This is a genomic window from Duganella sp. CF517, from assembly GCF_900110275.1.
Lineage (GTDB): Bacteria > Pseudomonadota > Gammaproteobacteria > Burkholderiales > Burkholderiaceae_D > Rugamonas.
Genome location: NZ_FODC01000001.1, coordinates 1 through 17,746, shown reverse-complemented (window position 1 = coordinate 17,746; position 17,746 = coordinate 1). Strand labels below are relative to the sequence as shown.

General features: G+C 66.5%; 14 protein-coding genes. 7 read left to right on the top strand and 7 right to left on the bottom strand.

All coding sequences use genetic code 11. The features are described 5' to 3' along the window. The first annotated feature begins 44 nt into the window (after positions 1 to 44). The 5 genes from BMX85_RS00070 (at position 45) to tssH (ending at position 6,919) form a co-directional block, all read left to right on the top strand. Positions 45 to 536 (top strand): Hcp family type VI secretion system effector, encoded by a 492-nt coding sequence (locus tag BMX85_RS00070; protein WP_090313453.1) that lies wholly within the window; start codon positions 45 to 47, stop codon positions 534 to 536. A gap of 263 nt (positions 537 to 799) precedes the next feature. Further along, on the top strand, positions 800 to 1,291 hold the full coding sequence (tssE, locus tag BMX85_RS00065) for a type VI secretion system baseplate subunit TssE (RefSeq protein ID WP_090313451.1): 492 nt from the start codon (positions 800 to 802) through the stop codon (positions 1,289 to 1,291). 1 nt (position 1,292) lies between these two features. Next, positions 1,293 to 3,137, top strand: a complete 1,845-nt coding sequence (tssF, locus tag BMX85_RS00060) for a type VI secretion system baseplate subunit TssF (RefSeq protein ID WP_090313449.1) — start codon at positions 1,293 to 1,295, stop codon at positions 3,135 to 3,137. Further along, positions 3,101 to 4,183 carry a type VI secretion system baseplate subunit TssG gene (gene tssG / locus BMX85_RS00055; RefSeq protein ID WP_090313447.1) on the top strand — a complete coding sequence of 361 codons (1,083 nt, stop codon included), beginning with the start codon at positions 3,101 to 3,103 and terminating at the stop codon, positions 4,181 to 4,183. The genes tssF and tssG overlap by 37 nt, the downstream gene beginning before the upstream one ends. A 60-nt stretch (positions 4,184 to 4,243) precedes the next feature. Beyond that, positions 4,244 to 6,919, top strand: coding sequence for a type VI secretion system ATPase TssH (tssH, locus tag BMX85_RS00050; RefSeq protein ID WP_090313445.1), 2,676 nt, complete (start codon positions 4,244 to 4,246; stop codon positions 6,917 to 6,919). A gap of 88 nt (positions 6,920 to 7,007) precedes the next feature. On the opposite strand, the gene tssA is transcribed toward tssH, so the two are convergent. The 7 genes from tssA to BMX85_RS00015 are packed head-to-tail and all read right to left on the bottom strand — an operon-like array spanning position 7,008 to position 16,516. Beyond that, on the bottom strand, positions 7,008 to 8,075 hold the full coding sequence (tssA, locus tag BMX85_RS00045; RefSeq protein ID WP_090313443.1) for a type VI secretion system protein TssA: 1,068 nt from the start codon (positions 8,073 to 8,075) through the stop codon (positions 7,008 to 7,010). 54 nt (positions 8,076 to 8,129) lie between these two features. Then, positions 8,130 to 8,900, bottom strand: a complete 771-nt coding sequence (locus tag BMX85_RS00040; RefSeq protein WP_229210210.1) for an OmpA family protein — start codon at positions 8,898 to 8,900, stop codon at positions 8,130 to 8,132. Between the two features lie 29 nt (positions 8,901 to 8,929). Next, positions 8,930 to 9,913, bottom strand: a complete 984-nt coding sequence (gene tagF / locus BMX85_RS00035; protein WP_090313439.1) for a type VI secretion system-associated protein TagF — start codon at positions 9,911 to 9,913, stop codon at positions 8,930 to 8,932. Further along, positions 9,910 to 13,839: a type VI secretion system membrane subunit TssM gene (gene tssM / locus BMX85_RS00030; protein WP_090315074.1), complete on the bottom strand. Its 3,930-nt coding sequence runs from the start codon at positions 13,837 to 13,839 to the stop codon at positions 9,910 to 9,912. Before tssM ends, tagF begins: the two co-directional genes overlap by 4 nt. Before the next feature lie 49 nt (positions 13,840 to 13,888). Continuing rightward, positions 13,889 to 15,325, bottom strand: coding sequence for a hypothetical protein (locus BMX85_RS00025; protein WP_090313437.1), 1,437 nt, complete (start codon positions 15,323 to 15,325; stop codon positions 13,889 to 13,891). 39 nt (positions 15,326 to 15,364) lie between these two features. Beyond that, positions 15,365 to 15,634, bottom strand: coding sequence for a PAAR domain-containing protein (locus BMX85_RS00020; RefSeq protein ID WP_090313435.1), 270 nt, complete (start codon positions 15,632 to 15,634; stop codon positions 15,365 to 15,367). A gap of 9 nt (positions 15,635 to 15,643) precedes the next feature. Then, on the bottom strand, positions 15,644 to 16,516 hold the full coding sequence (locus tag BMX85_RS00015) for a M15 family metallopeptidase (RefSeq protein ID WP_090313433.1): 873 nt from the start codon (positions 16,514 to 16,516) through the stop codon (positions 15,644 to 15,646). A gap of 206 nt (positions 16,517 to 16,722) precedes the next feature. Between BMX85_RS00015 and BMX85_RS30340 the strand changes: the two genes are divergently transcribed. Both BMX85_RS30340 and BMX85_RS00005 read left to right on the top strand, forming a co-directional pair. Further along, complete coding sequence (locus BMX85_RS30340; RefSeq protein ID WP_177196600.1) at positions 16,723 to 17,535, top strand: hypothetical protein; 813 nt, start codon at positions 16,723 to 16,725, stop codon at positions 17,533 to 17,535. Further along, a partial coding sequence (locus BMX85_RS00005; RefSeq protein ID WP_143067853.1) for a hypothetical protein occupies positions 17,532 to 17,746 on the top strand: 215 nt, incomplete at its 3' end. The genes BMX85_RS30340 and BMX85_RS00005, both read left to right, overlap by 4 nt.

Sequence of the window (17,746 nt, the reverse complement as noted above, 5' to 3'; positions counted from 1 at the left end):
ATTGTTAACTGTTTGTTTTTTCATCCAAAACCGAAAGGAATACCATGGCAATCGACGTATATCTGCAAATCGACGGCATCAAAGGCGAATCCGCCGACAGCACCCACAAAGATTGGATCGAGTGCAAATCGGTCCAGTGGGAAGTGCTGCAGCCTAAATCGGCGACCGCGTCGTCGGCCGGCGGCCACACCGCCGAGCGCACCGAGCACAAGGAGATCGTGATCGCCAAGCTGGCCGACCTGTCGACCCCGCTGCTGCTGCAAACGTGCTCCTCGGGTAAAACCATTCCTAAGGCCAAGTTCGAGTTCCTGCGCGCCGATGGCCAGGGCGAGCGCATCAAGTACTTCGAAATCGAACTGGAAAACGTGCTGATCAGCAGCGTCGCACCGCAAGTGCAGCCGGGCGACATCCTGTCCGAGCACGTGTCGATCAAGTACTCGAAAGTGAAGTGGAAGTACACCCAGCAGAAGATCGGTGGCGGTTCGGGCGGCAACACCTCGGGTGGTTGGGATCTGTCGGCCAACAAGACGGCCTAAGCAAACGCTGTGGATTGCGTGGCGGCGTCGGGACGCCGCGCAATCGACGCCGGCGACCGGGACGACGCGCGTGCGCCATGACGCTCGCCGCGCCCCGTTCGCCATCGCGCCCGCGTCCCTTGCGGCGGCTCGATGCCGCCGCGAACGGGTAGGGACCCGGCGCGAACGCTGGATCTATTGTGGCAACCGCCGCCGCCCGACGCGGCGGCGGACGCTGCATGGTTATCCGCCCACTGGTTTTAACACTGATATTCAGGATGCACATGAAGGGTTTTTCGCCGGGACTGTTCGACCGCCTGATGGACGCGCCCGTCCAAGGCGCCACCAGTGCCACCGTGTCCCGCTTGTCGATCGAGGACTTGAAGGACACCGTCGCCCGCGACCTCGAAGCGCTGCTCAACACGCGCACCGTCATCAGCGAAGAGCTGATCAAAAAATTCCCCGAATGCGGCCGCTCGATCCTGACCTACGGCCTCAACGATTTTGCCGGCCTCAGCCTGTCGAGCGCCGACGACCGCGCCTACATCTGCACCTGCCTGGAAAAGGCCATCGCCCGCCACGAGCCGCGGCTGCGCAACGTGCGCGCCTCGCTCGAGATCCAGGAGGGCACCATCAACCGGCTCAACTTCGCCATCACCGCGCTGCTGGTGGTGCACGCGGCGCAAGAGCCGGTCAACTTCGACGCCGTGCTCCAGCCGTCGAGCCTGCATTACACCATTAGCAAGGCGCGCCGTCTGGCGTCGCCGGGAGCCTGACTTGGAAGAACTGTTACCGTACTACGAACGGGAGCTGGGATTTCTGCGCCGCTATTCGCGCGAATTTTCCGAGCGCTATCCTAAAATCGCCGGCCGCCTGTTGATGGGCGGCGAGGTGTGCGAAGACCCGCACATCGAACGCATGATCCAGTCGTTCGCGCTGCTCAACTCGCGCATCTCCAAGCGGCTCGACGACGACTACCCCGAATTCACCGAGGCGCTGTTCGAGGTGCTGTATCCGCACTACCTGCGGCCGTTCCCGTCGTGCTCGATCGCGCGCATGGACTACAGCGCCGCCGCCGCGCAATTGACCACGGCCACCGAGATCGCCCGCGGCACCGAGCTCGACACGCGCCCGGTCAAGGGTGTCGCCTGCACCTTCCGCACCGCCTATCCGGTGACGGTGGCGCCGATCGCGCTGTCGCACGCGGCCTTCGCCGCCATCATCGACGCGCCCGAGGCGGTGATGTTGCCGCCCAATGTCACCTCGGGCCTGAGCATCACCATCGAAACGACCGCCGCCCAGGTCACCTTGTCGCAGCTGGGCATCAAGATGCTGCGCGTGTTCATCGACGGCGAACCGTCGTTCTGCGCCGCGCTGCGCGACGCGCTGTTCCTGCGCACCGTCAAGGCCTGGGTCGAGCCGGAGCAGAACGGCCGCTGGACGCCACTCGCGGCGGTGCCGGTGTGGCCGGCCGGCTTCGGCGAGGACGAATCGCTGATCCCGTTCTCGGCCCGGTCGCATCCGGCCTACCGCTTGCTGACCGAGTATTTCTGCTTCCCCGAAAAATTCAATTTCATCGACATCGACCTGGCGGCGATCGGCGCGTCGCTGCCGGCCGGCTGCAAGCGTTTCACCCTGCACCTGGGCATGAGCGGCCTGCGCACCGATTCGAACACCGCGCGCATGCTGGGCACGATGTCGACCAACAACTTGCTGCTGGGCTGCACGCCGGTGGTCAACCTGTTCCGCCAGCGCGGCGAGCCGATCCGCGTCACCCACACCACGGCCAGCTACCCGGTGCTGGCCGACGCCCGCCGCGCCTACGCCTTCGAGGTGCAATCGATCGACTCGGTCAAGCTGGTGCGGCAGACGCCGCAGGGCGAATCGGTCATCGAATTCCGGCCGTTTTACTCGCTGCGCCATGGCGAGACGCCGGAAAAGAACGGCCACTACTGGGTCATGCGGCGCGACGAGGTGATCGCCCGCAAGAGCCCCGGCTACGAGACCGAAATCTCGATCGTCGACATCGACTTCGACCCGGCCGCCATCGAGACCGATACCCTGAGCCTGGAGCTGACCTGCACCAACCGCGACCTGCCGGCGTCGCTGACCTACGGCATGCGCGGCGGCGACCTGTTCCTCGAGGGCGGATCGAGCGTGCGCAGCATCACCTTCCTGCGCCGCCCGACCGACTCGCACCGCTTCGAGCGCGGCCGTGGCGCCCACTGGCGCCTGATCTCGCACCTGTCGCTCAACCATTTGTCCCTGGCCGGCAGCGGCGTCGAAGCCTTCCAGGAAATGCTGACCTTGTACGACCTGCCGCGCTCGCCCACGTCGCAGCGCCAGATCCGCGGCATCCACGCGATCGCCAGCAAGGCCGCCAACCACTGGCTGCCGGGCAATCCGTTCGCCTGCCTGGTGCGCGGCACCGAGGTCAGCATCACCATCGACGAGGAAGCCTTCGTCGGCAGCGGCATCCACGCCTTCACCCATATCGTCGAACGCTTCCTCGGCCTGTACGTGCACGCCAACAGCTTCACGCAATTGGTGGTCGTCTCGAAAAAATCAGGGGAGGAGCTGTTGCGATGCACACCACGAAGCGGCGATTTGAACCTAGTGTAATCGAGCGCCTGTTCGAGCAGCCGTACCGCTTCCAGTTCTTCCAGGCGGTGCGCATGCTCGAGCTCTGGCTCAAGCGCAACGGCTTGCCGCACGACCAGGCGGTGGCCAGCTTCCTGCGCTTCCAGAACTCGCTGTCGCTCAACTTCCCGGCCAGCCAGCTCGAGGCGATGCAGCCCGAGCCGCGCGAGATCGGCCGCGACAGCGAGTCGCTGGGCGAGGCGCTGCGCAGCGGCGAGCTCAAATATATCCGCATCACGCCGGCCTTCATGGGCTTTCTCGGCACCGCCGGCGCCTTGCCGGCGCATTACACCGAGCGGGTCGCCGCGCACGCGCTGTACGAAAAGGACGACGGCCCGCGCGCCTTTCTGGACACCTTCTCCAACCGGGCGCTGGCCTTGTTCTACGAATCGTGGCGCAAATACCGGCTCGAGTTGAAGTACCAGATCGACGGCAAGGACCGCTTCCTGCCGCTGCTGCTGTCGCTGGCCGGGGTCGGCAACGAGTCGCTCAAGCACCGCCTGTCCGACGGCGGCGAGGGCGTGCTCGACGAATCGATCGGCTATTTTGCCGCCGCCATGCGGCACCGGCCGGCGTCGTCGGTGGCGATCGGCCACGTGCTGAGCGAATACTTCGGCCAGCGCGTGACGGTCACCCAATTCATCGGCGCTTGGTATGACGTGCCGCCCGGCCAGCAGAGCGCGCTGGGCGGCGCCAACGCCCAGCTGGGCACCAGCGCGCTGGTCGGCCAGCGCGTCTGGCAGCGCGACCTGCGCATGCTGCTGACGGTCGGCCCGCTGCCGCGCGCCAGCTTCGACTCCTTCCTGCCGGGCGGCAAGGCCGCCAAGTCGCTGGAAAAAATGCTGACCATGCTGACCGGCCTGTCCCTCGAATACGAGGTGCAGCTGGTGCTGCGCGCGGCCGACGTCGAAGGGGTGACCCTGAGCGACGAGCGCGCCGGCGGCCGCCTGGGCTGGGATAGTTTCCTGATCACCGGCGGCGAGGCGCGCGACCGCGCCGACGTGCGCTACGAAATCCATACGCTGTAGTACAGACATTTGCACCGAAATTTATCCGACATAACTTAATCGAACGAGGAAAATCGCGCTATGAGCATCAACCTGAAGACGCTGATCGGCAAGCTCAACGACACCAGCCGCACCGCCGCCACGCGCGCGGCCAGCATTTGCGTGGGCCTCGGCCAATTCGAGGTCGACCTCGAACACCTGTTCCTGGCGCTGCTGGAACAGCCGAAGAGCGACTTCGCCGTCATCGCCCGCAAGAGCGGCATCAGCATCCCGATGCTGGAGGCGGATCTGCAAACCGAAGTGTCGCGCCTGAAGACCGGCAACACGCGCACGCCGGTGTTCTCGGCGCGCCTGCCGAAGCTGTTCGAAAACGCCTGGCTGATCGCCTCGCTCGACATCCAGGCCGGACGCCAAAGCAGCATCCGCAGCGGCCACCTGCTGCAAGCGTTGCTGACCGACAGCGAACTGGCGCAGCTGGCCTATCGCGGTTCCAAGCTGTTCAATAAATTCAACGTCGACGAGATCAAGCACAAGCTCGACTACCTGACCGAGGGCTCGCAGGAAGCGGTGGCGGCGGGCGAGGGCGCGCCGGCCGGCGAGCAGGACACCGGCGGCGATCCGGTCGGCGAACTGGCCGGCCAGGCGGCGTCGAAGACGCCGGCGCTGGACCAGTTCACCACCAACCTGACGCAGCGCGCGCGCGACGGCAAGGTCGACCCGGTGATCGGGCGCGACATGGAAATCCGCCAGGCGATCGACATCCTGATGCGTCGCCGCCAGAACAACCCGATCCTGACCGGCGAGGCCGGCGTCGGCAAGACCGCCGTGGTCGAGGGCCTGGCGCTGCGCATCGCGCAGGACGACGTGCCCGACGTGCTGAAGGGCGTGGAGATCCACACCCTGGACATGGGCCTGCTGCAAGCCGGCGCCAGCGTCAAGGGCGAGTTCGAAAACCGCCTGAAAAACGTCATCGACGAAGTCAAGAAAAGCCCGCACGCCATCATCCTGTTCATCGACGAGGCGCACACGATGATCGGCGCCGGCGGCACGGCCGGCCAGAACGACGCCGCCAACCTGCTGAAACCGGCGCTGGCGCGCGGCGAGTTGCGCACCATCGCCGCCACCACCTGGGGCGAATACAAGAAATACTTCGAAAAGGACGCCGCGCTGGCGCGCCGCTTCCAGGTCGTCAAGATCGAGGAGCCGAGCGAGGAACTGGCCTGCGCCATGTTGCGCGGCATGGCGCCGCTGATGGAAAAACACTTCAACGTGCGCGTCTACGACGAGGCCATCACCGAGGCGGTGCGCCTGTCGCACCGCTACATCATGGGCCGCCAGCTGCCGGACAAGGCCATCAGCGTGCTCGACACCGCCTGCGCGAAAGTGGCGCTGGGCCAGAACGCCACACCGGCACTGATCGAGAACCTGGTCAAAAAGCTCGACCGCATCGACGCCGAGATCGCGTCGCTGGCGCGCGAGGAAAGCGGCGGCGGCAGCCATGCGGCGCGCCTGACCGAGCTGCGCTCGGAGCGCGCCAAGGCCAGCGACGAACACGGCACCCTGGCCGCGCGCTGGGAGCTGGAAAAGGGCCTGACCGAAAAGATCAAGGCGGCCCGCCTGGAACTGGAGACAGCCGGCGCCGGCGCCGACAAGGCCCCGGCCAAGAACGCGGCGGCAGGCGTGCAGGCGCTGATCAAGGAACTCAAGGCGTTGCAGGGCGAGGCGCCGATGGTGCCGGTGCAGGTCGATGGCCACGTGGTGGCCGAGATCGTGGCCGGCTGGACCGGTATCCCGCTGGGCAAGATGGTCAAGGACGAGATCAAGACCGTGCTCAAGCTCAACGAGATGCTCGAGGAGCGCGTGCTGGGCCAGCCGCATGCGATCGAAGCGGTGGCGCAGCGCGTGCGCACCTCGCGCGCCAACCTGGACGATCCGAACAAGCCGAAGGGCGTGTTCCTGTTCGTCGGCCCGTCCGGCATCGGCAAGACCGAGACCGCGCTGGCGCTGGCCGATGTGCTGTACGGCGGCGAGCGCAAGCTCATCACCATCAACATGAGCGAGTACCAGGAGGCGCACAGCGTCTCGGGCCTGAAGGGATCGCCGCCGGGCTATGTCGGCTACGGCGAGGGCGGCGTGCTGACCGAGGCCGTGCGCCGCAATCCGTACAGCGTGGTGCTGCTCGACGAGGTCGAGAAGGCGCACCCGGACGTGATGGAGCTGTTCTTCCAGGTGTTCGACAAGGGCGTGATGGATGACGCCGAGGGCCGCGAGATCGACTTCAAGAACACCATCATCATTTTGACGTCGAACGTGGCGTCGAGCACGATGATGCAGGCTTGCCTGAACAAGGAGCCGAAGGACATGCCGACGCCGGAGCAGCTCGAGCAGGTGATCCGCCCGCACCTGATGAAGGTGTTCAAGCCGGCCTTCCTTGGCCGCTTGAAGGTGATTCCGTACTATCCGATCGCCGACGACGTGCTGGTCAAGATCATCGAGCTCAAGCTGGGCAAGATCGCGCGCCGCATTGCCGAGAACCACAAGGCCGAGTTGACGTACGACGAGGCGCTGGTGGAAGCGGTGCTGGCGCGGTGCACCGAGGTCGATTCGGGCGCGCGCAATGTCGACAATATTTTGAACGGAAGCCTGTTGCCGGAAGTGGCCGAATCGGTGCTGGCCAAGATGGCCGAGGGCGCCACGATCTCCAAGATCAAGGTCAGCGCGGACAAGAAGGGGCAGTTCAAGTACACCATCAAGTAATGCGAAACGGGGCCGAAATATCGGCCCCGTTTTTTTGACGCGATGTCGGGCGCGGTCCCGATTTTCCGGTTACGCCCGCCGCGTGGGATTACTCCGCCGGTTTCACACCCAACAACTCTTCGATGTGCGCCATCGAGCTCGGGTCCTTGACCACCGAACGCAACCAATCGTGCAGCGATTGCTCGCCGACGTCGGCCGCTTTTTCGGCGAAATACGACACCGGGCTGTGCGGCTCGGTGCGGCGGAAGAAGGTCGCCACCGCCCGCAATTGCGCCAGCGCCTGCGCCCGCGTCTGGATCGCGCCCGGCGGCCCGGACGGCGCCGGCGCGGCCACCTGGCCGCCATCGTGCGTGAAATCGACGGCCGCCGAACCGACATAGGCGTTGTCCGCCAATTCCGTCTCCGCCACGCCGCCGCCGGCGGCCGGCGCCGGCATCATCCGCTGCAACGTCTGCAAGGCGTCGCGCGCCGCCGAGAAGCCCGGGCTATCGTTGCCCAGGCGTTCGTCGGCGACCTGTTCCAGATCCTTCAACGCATCGAGGCACATCTGCGCATCGGCGGCGAACGCGGTGGCGAACTGGGCCGAGTTGTTCTTGCGCGCCGTTTCCATTTCCGCCAGCTTGGCGCCCGGATTGCCCGGCGAACTGTTGCCGCCGTTGCTGGCGGTGGCGAGCTTGCGCGCCACTTCGAAATCGACGGTCGAATACGCGCTGCCGCGACCCTCGGTCAGCGGAATCTCGCGCAGCAGCGCCGGCACCCGGCCCAGTATCCAGCTCAGGTTGCCGATGCGCTGGTCGTGGTCGTCGCCATCGGACTCCGGATACAAGCCCTGGTCCCAATAGTCACGGCACAGCCCGGCCAGCACCTTGAAACCTTCGCCCAGCGCGCGCAGGCCGGCCGTTTTGGCGCCGGCCTCGGTCAGCCACACGGCCAACCGCAGGTCCTTGCTTTTCTCCTGCAACAGCGCGGCGCAGCGGCGCACCACGAAATCCCAGTCCGCTTCCTTCAATTCGGTGACCCACTCGCCCTGGTCGAGCGATGGATCGTCGAAACGGCGCGCCTGGGCGATGGCGTCCAGGTCCGCCGAGAACGACAGGTCTTCGCCGCTGGGCGCGCCCGGGCTGATCGGGCCGAGCAATTGTTCTGCTGAAAACATACGTTACCTTTGAATGTGGTGAGCCGTGGTCTAGCCCTCGTTGTACGGCCCGATTTATTGGGCGATGCGGAACTCGATGCGGCGGTTGCGCGCGCGCCCGTCCGGCGTGTCGTTGCTGGCGATCGGCCGGTCCGAGCCCTGGCCCGACGCGGTCAGCATGTCGCCGTTCAGGCCCTTGCCGGTCAGGTAGGTCTTGACCGCTTCGGCGCGCGCCTGGCTCAGGTTCTGGTTGCTGGCCTTCAGGCCCTGGTTGTCGGTGTGGCCGATGATTTCCACCTTGCGCCCTTGCAGCTTCTGCATCGCCGCGCCCATCTGGTCGAGGATGGCCTGGCCGGTCGGCGTCAAGGTCGCCTTGCCGCTTTCGAATTCGACGATGCGGTTGCCCAGGGTGTTGTCGAGGATGTTCTGCTCGGCGGCCGAGACGCGCAGCCCGTTGTTGACCACGTAGGTCGGATTGAGGCTGGTGGCGAAGTCGCTGGCGATTTTTTGGCGCTGGGCCTCGTTGGCCACCTCGCCGCGCACGCTGACGGTGCTGCCGTCGATCTTGAGCTGGCCCCGGCTGATCTGCTTGAGGTTGGGCGTGATCAGCTTTTGCACGTAGTTGTTCCAGTTGGCCGGCTGCGCCACCTGGCCGACGGCGATCTGGTCGACCACCTTGTCGGCGCCATAGACGTCGCGCAGGCGCGCCAGCACGGCGGCCTTGGTGGCCTCGTCGGGCACGGTGCCGCTGGCCAGCACCTGGCCGGGCTGCGGCGTCGCCGCCGCCGGCGCCGCCTGCGCGGCGGCGGGGCCGGCCAGGCCGGCGAGGCTGGCGGTGATACTCATTAATACAGCTGTCCGGATAAAACGCATGATCAAGTTCCGATAAAGGCCGCGCGCACGGAGTCGCAGGCCGATTTGAGTGAAAGATTGGGCTGGGCCAGGTAGGTCGAGACCTTTTTGATCGCGTAGTCGGCGTCGACCTGCTCCTCGACCCAGTCGAGCTCGTCGAAGGCGATGTGGTGTTCGAGGCCGGCCTGCGGGTCCATGATCGCTTGCAGGGTCAGCGCCGAGGCGCCGCTAAAGCCCAGCACCAGCGCCGGACGGCCGCCGAGGCGGGTGGTGAACAGCGACAGTTCGAAGTCGGCGCGCATCAGGAACGGCGTGATCAGGTGCATCCAGAACGCGCCCACCAAGTTGCGGTACATCGGATCGGACGGCAGCGGCAGCACCAGGCTTTTCTCCAGCCGGCTCGAGCTGCTGGCCATGACCGGTTGCAGCAGCAGGCCGAGCGCAAGCAGCACTTGCCGCACCGAACCGGGGAAGCCGGTCTGCGCCAGCATGGCGTCCAGCCCGCCGACCGTTTGCAGGTCGAGGAAATCGTTGAAGGCGGCCTCGTAGGCGGCGCTGCGCAAGTCCACGTCGATGGTGGTGGCGGCGGCCGCCTGCAGCGCGCCGGCCGGCTCGGGCGCGGCCAGCACGCCGGCGCTGAGCGATTCGAACCGGTTCCACAGGCGCGACAGCACCAGCGGGCTGTTGGGCACGAAGCCGGCCGGGTCTTCCACGTCCATCGTGCTCATCATGAGGAACGGGAAGCGCCGCTTCGACTGGTCGCTGCTGGCGACGATGTGGCCGGCGATGGCGCGTCCCCGGCGCGGGCCGATGAAGGCGAAATGCAGCGGCGCCAGGGCGTCGTAGGTCAGCTTCCAGCGCGTGTCGGCGCTCAGCAGGTCCATCGCCTGGGCCAGCCAGGCGTCGAGGATGTTGATCAGGGCCGGATTTTCGCTGGCCTTGACGAAGTCGCCCCGGCTGGGAATCTTGCCGAAGTAACCGATGGAGATCGGGGTGGCACGGCTCATGGCTGGCTCCTTGGTGCGGCCGGCGCCGCCGCCGGGGCTGCGGCGGCGGCGGGTGCGGCAGGGGCGGGGGCGGAGACCGGCGCCGGCGCGGTGATCGTCTCCGGCAGGCGCATGCGGCGGAAGCCGGCTGCCGCGCCTGGTGGCGGCGGGGCGGGCGGGGCCGCCTGCGTGGTGCCCACGATCTTCAGGTTGGCGCGCACGACCACGTTGCTGTTCTCCCAGCTCAGCTCGAACACGCCGCTATCCTTGCGGGTGCGCTTGGCGGCGTCGATCATCTTCTTCAGGCCGAAGTGGCCCGGCTCGTTGAGCAGCACCACGGTGCGGCCCTCGGGCGTGATGGCGGTGATGCGCGAGCCCGGCGTGCCTTGCGGATTCGGCCACACCATGTGCACGAACGGCTGCGGCTGGCCGCGCCAGCGCAGCGCCTGGCCGTCGATCTCGATGGTGAACTCGGTGGCGCCGGTGGCGCCCAGCGCCTGCACGTCGAAGCGCGTCTGCGATTCGGCCGCGCCGGCCTGGGCGGCCACGCCGCCGGCCGACAGCGGCGCGACCCAGCTCGGGAAGCTGGTGATCACGCCCGGCGCCAGGTTGATGCCCATGTTGGCCCAAGTCTTGGCGCTGAGGGTGTCGCCGCGGCGCACCACCAGCGGTCCGATGGTGGTGTTGAAGTACTTGGCGATGGCGCCGTCGGGACCGAACATCTGGCCGATCTCGGCGTCGGTGGCCTCCACCCGCGATTCCGGCGCGAACGGATACTTGAGCGCCAGGCTGCGGTTGAACGGTTCCAGCACCTGCGCGGTCCAGACCTTGTTGATCTCGGTCTCGGTCGGGCGCACGATGACGGCGAAGGTTTGCATCAGCGGACGCACCAGCAGCGGACGGATAGCCTGGCGTTGTTGGTCGGTCATGCCGACCAGCATCTGCTCATCGACATACTTGAGCGCCTCGGCCAGTTCCGAGCCGGTGCCGTCGAGCGTCTGCTGCATGAACTGCTTGGCGCCGGGGCCGGTGTCGCCCTGGTTTTTGATCTGGTTGAACCGGCCGCGCAGCTTGGACAGCGCATCCATGTAGCCGCCCATCAAGGTCGCGCCCTTGTCTTTGCTCACCACCAGCTTGGCGACGCCGGAGAACTCGCGTCCGACCGGGCCCATTGGAATAGGTGCCGCGCCGGGTGCGGCGCTGGTGTTAATGTTGACGTCGATGCCGGACGGTTTTTGGCGCAGGATGGTTTGCTTGAACCACTCGACCACGCCGCGCTGGGCGCGTTGCAGGCCGGCGTCGATCAGCGACGGGTTGTCCCACGAGGTTTGCTCGTAGACCGTTTTGATCAGCTTGTCTATTGGCGACGCTTGCGGATCGCCAAGTCGGTTCATCGCGCTGGCGGCCTGGTCGAAGCCGTTCAGTTCGCGAATGCTCACGCCCTGGATGAACTTCTGCCATTCCTTGGCGTAGTCGTTTTTATACAACTCGACCAGCGCCTTCTGGATCTGCTCCGGGCTGCCTTCCAAGGTCAAATCGTCCTTGGCGGCGGTTTTCAGCACCCAGTCCGAGCTTTGCAGCTCGCGGTTGGCGGCGTCGCGGAAGGCTTCCTGGATGAACTTGTCCCATGCCTCGCGGGTGAAGGTGCCCGGGATGGCGTAGCTGCCCACCACCAGTTCCTTGTCCTGCTCGCCGACGATGCGCGCCACCGTCATCGACGGGAAGCGGGTGGCGGCGCGCGCCTTGACGTCGGCGTAGACTCTTTCGCGCGCCGGCAGGCCGCGCACCACTTTGCGCAGGTTGTCGCGGCTCTGGTCGACCAGGGCCAGCTTGGGCTCGATGGTCGGCCATGACGGATCGCTCATCTGGCTCAGGTAGAACGAGATCATGCGCTCGGCGCTGCGGATCATTTGCTCGCGCGGCATGGTGCCGCGATTGCTGTCGAGCCAGACGCGCCAGAAGCGGGTCAGCTGGTCGTTCAGGTGGCTCGCCTCGGCGCGCGACTTGTCGGTCAACATCAGGTAGGTCTTGAGCGCGTTGTAGGCGTCCTCGACGTTGGCCGGATTGGCGTCCTTGAATTGCAGCGCGCCGAAGTTGACGGCGGCGGCTGGCGACAGCGCGACCGTGCCGGGCAGCGCGCCCGGGGCGGCGCCAGGGGCCACGGCCGGCAGCACGGCACCGTTCGGGTTCGGCGCTGCCACGGCGCCGGCGACCGGCGCGGTGGCGGCGGCGTTGACGGCGCCCGATTGCGGCGGACGCGACATCGGTTCGAGCTTGTCGGCGCCGCTGTTGACTTCGCCCAGGAAGGCTTCGATCGACTGGCCGACCGGTTTGAGCATCACTTCCTTCAGGCCGGAGAAGTATTCCTCACGCAGCTTGCGCTCCAAGAACTCGCCCTGGTACAGGCCCAGGCTCAGCGACAGCGGACGGTCGGTGCGATAGGACTCGAGCTGTTCAATGCGGTCTTGCAGGATTTCCAGCGCCTCGAAGCGGGACGCCAGGTCGAGGCGTTTTTCCTGCACCTTGACCGCTTGCGCCAGATCGGCCTGGACGTTGTTGACCAGCTGGCGGTTGGCCAGGTAGGACCAGCTCCAGCCGCCCAGCGCCAGGCCGACCAGCGCCATGGCGCCGAAGAAGGTGGCGTAGCGCATGCGCGTCTTGGCCGGGCTGGCGTACTGCGCCACCAGGTCCTTGTCGGCGAAGATCACCTTGCGGAACAGGTTGAGCAGGAAGTAGCCGTGCTGGTCCTGCACCTCGGACTGGGCGGTCGGCAGCATCTGCAAATCGAAACGGTGCGCGACGCGCTCGGACGAGGCCGAAACCGATTCGCCCTCCTGCAGCGCGCTGGTGAAATAGAAGCCGCGGAAAACCGGCTTGAACTGGAACGGGTTTTCCTCGAACAGGGTGGCGATGAAGGTGCGCAGCGGCCCCTTGATCGAGCTGAACTCCAGCGGGAAGGTGAACACGCCCGGCGGCATGCGCTCGCGCCACTGCAAGGCCATGTTGGCCAGACTCAGGTCCTTGAGGCCGTCGTACAGCTCGTCGAAGCGCTGGTCGAACTGCTCCAGTACGTCCTGCTTGGAGCTGGTCTGGCTGTAGGGCAGGGTGGCGCCCCAGACTTTATCGCGTTCGCCGCGCTCGGCGTCCTGGAAGAACTCGTTGAAACCGGTGATCAGGTCGGCCTTGGTGAACACCACGTAGACCGGCGCGTGCACTTCCAGCTTCTCGGTGAGCTCCTGCACGCGCTGGCGCAGGTTCTTGGCCAGGTTGATGGCGAACTCGGGGCGGCTGCCGGTGAGCTCGGCGACGCTGACGGCGATGATGATGCCGTTGATCGGCGCGCGCTTGCGGTATTTCTTCAGCAGGCCGAGGAAGCCCAGCCATTCGCCACGGTCTTCCTCGCCGACCGAGTAGCGGCCGGCGGTGTCGAGCAGGATGCCGTCGGTGGTGAAGAACCAGTCGCAGTTGCGGGTGCCGCCGACGCCCTGGACGATCTTGCTGTCGGCGAAGGGGAACTGCAGGCCCGAACTGGCGATGGCGGTGCTCTTGCCGGCGGCCGGGTTGCCGATCACCATATACCACGGCAGTTCATACAGCGCGGCGTCGCCCGAGAGCTGGCCCAGCTTGGAGGTCTTGATGGTGCCGATGGCCTCCATCATGCGCTTGCGCAGCGCCTCGTTTTCCTCGCGCTGGGCGGCGTCGGCCTTGGGCGCGCCGGTCTGCTGCTCGAGCATGCCGCCGAAGGCGGCGCCGGAGCGCTGGCGGCGGTGGCGCTTGAACAGCCAGACGGCGCCGTACAGCAGCAGCGCGGCCAAGAGCACCAGCAATACCCATTTGTAGGAAATCTCGAAGACGGCGGCGGCGATCAGCAGCGCGGCGGCAAAGGCCGCGAAGCCGATCACGGCCAGGCTGAAACGAGCGGTGAGAAAGTGCCAGAATCGTTGCATCATAGTGGGGCTAAGGGGGCTAAGGCGTACTTGGGTTGAGTGAAATGGTTCATGCCGTGGCCGTTTTCGGTGGCGCGGCCGTGCCTGCCGGGGCCGCCAACAGCACGGCGCCACGGTGGAATGGATCGAGATTGGTCACGCACAGCGCCGGACCGGCGCCGTCGCGGACCTGCTGCTGCGCCAGCACCAGCGCGGCCACGGTCGAGACGGCGCCGGCGTCGCCGCAGGCGGCGGCCACGGTGAGCAACTGCTCGCCTGGATCGAGCTCGGGCAGCGTGGCGCTGACCATGGCCAGCAGTTCGGTCATGCGGCTGGCGCGTTGGTCGCTGTCGGCGGTCAGCATGGCGATGTTGGCGGCGTCGACGCCGGCCGTGGCGAGCGCCTGCTTGGCCAGCTCGGCCAGCAAGCCGACGTCGCCGCGTTGTTTGGTGTCGGCCGACGCGGCGCGCAACGCGCTGCTGGCTGGATACATCAGCGGCAGGTCCTGGTCGGCGAACAGCGCGCCCTGGGCGGCGTCGGCCAGCAGCAGGCCGGCCGCGCCTTCGCCCGGGATGCGGCCTTGCGGATGGTCGCTGTCGAACAGCATGCCCTGGCCGGCCCAGGCCTCGACGCTGGCCTCGCCGATGTGCGAGCCGCACGCCAGCACCAGGCACAGCAAGGGTTGCTCCTCCTGCCGCGCCTGGTTGGCCAATTGGCCGATCAGCGGCAGCGCCGCCTGGGCGTGGACCGCCAGCAGCGGCGGCGCCAGGCGCGCCGCCGGCCATCCGTAGCGGGCCACGACATGGCGCAGCCAGCCTATCGCGGCGGTGCGCTCGGCGTCGGCCCAGTCGGCCGGCAGCAGGGCCACCACATGCAGCATCGGCAGCGGTGGTGGCGGTTTGCCGGCGCGCACCGCGTCCGTGTAAGGCGCCAGGGCCGGATGCCCGTCCAGTTGTGCCGCAAGTTCGGTGGCGACATCGCTGCCGAGCGCCAGCGCGCGCCATTGCTCGCCGCTGAAGTGAGTGTCCGCATGGTGGGCGCGCAGCCACTCGTCCATCGTGTCTTGCTGTGCGGCGATGTCGACGTCGTCGACCCGGCCGCTGAGAATGGGATAGCCGCTGTCGTTGAGCAAGTCCGGATCGAGGGCCAGGTTGGCCTTGCGCGACAACAGCGCGTCGGCCAATTGGGCGGTGCCATCGCCGTGCGGCATGCGCAGCGCGCCGGCCAGCACGGCGAGCGCGGCGGCAGGCGGCGCCGCGGAGGGCGTTTGCGCGGCGGGCGCCGTGGCGCTGGCGGCGGAGGCGGCGGAGGCGGCGCCCGCCGCGGCGACCAGCTTGCTCGCGCCCCACACCAGCAGCACCAGCAGCAGCGGCAACAGCAGCAGGTAGATCACCAGATCGTCGGTGCCCGGCATGCGGCGCGTCGCGCGCCAATACCACACCGCGCCCAGCCAGCAGGCGGCGAAGGCGGCGGCGACGATCAGGCTACGGCTCAGCCAAGGGCGCATCAGCGGCGTCCATCCATTGTGAGTGTGCGGCGCATGCGTCTAGACCTGGTCCACGGTGGCTTGCTGGGAGGCGATCAAGGTGGCGCCGCAACTGGTTTTGTCGCCGTGCCGGGCCACCGCCTTGCCGTCGACGATCATGGTCGGATCGCCGCTGGCGATCACGCACGGCTCGTGGCCGCGCTTCGGGCAGCTGACCTTGTCGCCGACGCGGGCGATCGCGATGCCGCCGCTCTCGCTCAGCGGCGAGGCGCTGAGCACCACGCCACCGTGCGACGTCTTGTCTCCCAACCGTATCACCGGACCAGCCATCTCGTCTCCTTAACCTTTTTGTTTCATCACGCCGGGCACGCGCAACTCGGTGTGCCCGAAGTCCATCATTTTCCAGCGGCCGCCCCAGGTCAGGCCGACCGATTCGGCCACCTGGCCGTACAGTTCGTATCCGCGCATGGCCCACGGATCTTTTTCCGAAATCACCAGCTTGCCGTCGCGCAGGAAAGCGCAATCGGCGGCCAGGCCGTACTGGTGCCAGCTCTGGAAGGCGGCCGCGTTGGTGACGTTGCCGCCCATGCCGGCCAGCATATTCTGGCGCTCCGGACTGCGGTAACCTTCCAGAATGGCCATATCATAACCGTGTTGCTCTTTCATTATCTTAAACACCATTAACAGGCGCTGCGTGTACTCCTGGTTCATCAACGTCCAGTTGCGGCTGGCCGAGACCAGCATCGGGCGTTCGCGTTCGATTTCGGCCGTGGCGAACACGGTCGGCGGCAGCGCCACCGGCGGCACCAGCTCCTCGCCTTGCAACAATCCGGCCACCTGGGTATTGACCTCGCGCGTGGAGACGTCGTAGGCACCCAGCATGTTCTTGCCGCTGGCCAGGAAGGCCAGGGTCGGCGGCAGGCTGAGCAACAAGAGTCCGGCCAGGCACAGCAGGTAATGGCGCTTGACGAACGCGGCCAAGCCCTGGGCCGAAGCCGCGCCGGACTGCAGCAACACCTCGGCGCCGGCCGTCTGCCGCCGCTTCAGGCCGGCGAAACGCCGCTGCATCGCCGATTCGACCTGCGCGGCCCGCTCCAGCACATAGGCGCGGCCGGCCGGGAACAGCACCAGCCAGCTGATCAGACAAGCCAGCAGAAAATAGAGCACCACCGCCAGTAGAAACACGACTACCTCGACCCTTACACCATTCATCGGCGCCTTGCGGCGGCCACTTTTAGATACTTTCTTTACTGCCAGATTTATTATTGCTTGAGAGTATATCTTACTAGTCTGATAATGGGATGACTATTCGGTTCAATTGTGCGCACGTCGAGCACGCGTACAGTTAACGTTCTAACATGCGTCATAACGCTGTTGGATATAGTAAAGTATTGCAATAACTGACAGGAGTTCGTATTTTGCAACGAAAAGATGAGAGTCCCAAGCCCTCCAGGCCGAGTTTGTTAACACCGGCGCAGCAGGAAGAGGCGGACCGCAACCGCATATTATCCACGCTTGAGTCCGGCGGTGGAGCAGGCAAGCCGGCCGCCAAGCGCGGCCGCTCGCGCCTGGCATGGGCGGCGTTGGGCGTGGCCATGCTGGCGATCGCGGTGGGCATCGGCACCTATGTGACGCGCGAGAAAGCGCACAGCGAAGTAATGACCTCGGTCGCGGCGGCCAGCAAGGATCTGCCGCCCGCAGCCGCAGCTTCGCCGGCGCCTGCCGTTGCGGCTGAAGTGTCGGCCGACGAGGTGCTGGCGTCCGCCGCGCCGGCGGCGGTCATCAACGACGACGCGGCAGCCCAGCAGGCGCCCGCAAAGCAGGAAAGCCTGAGCGAAATGCTCAACGCCGGTGGTGAGCCGGCGGCCAAGCCGAGCCACGACGTGCTCAGCAAAGCGCTCGAGACGCCGTCGGCCGGCGCGCCGGCGCCAGCGAAAAGCGCGGCCAAGCCGGTGCAGAAACCGAAGCCCAAGCCGGCCGCCAAGGAAAGCAAGAAGGCCCCGGCCGAACCGGCCACAACGCCGGAGCAGGAAAGCGATATCGCCTTGCTGTCGGCCCTGGTGGCGCACGCGCAGGCCGCCGAGAAGGCCGAGGCCGCCAAGAAACCCAGGCTCAGCGTAAAAGAACAACTGGCGCAATGTAAAAAGTTCGGTAAGACCAAGGCTGCCGAATGCCGCGCGCGTATTTGCGAAGGCCGCACCAAGACCGGCGACTGCAAGGTGGCGAAATGAGTTTTTCCGTAGTGGACGAGGTTGTCGGCGCGCTGGGGGAATTCACCAGCGTCACCCGGCTGTACGAACTCAGTTTCGGCGACGACGGCCCGGCTTTGATGGTCGAGGCGTTCACGGCCGACGAGGGGCTGCAAGCGATCGGACATCGCGACATCATCGCGCTGTCGACCGACGCGTTTATCGAACTGGCGCCCCTGCTGGGCAAGCCGGC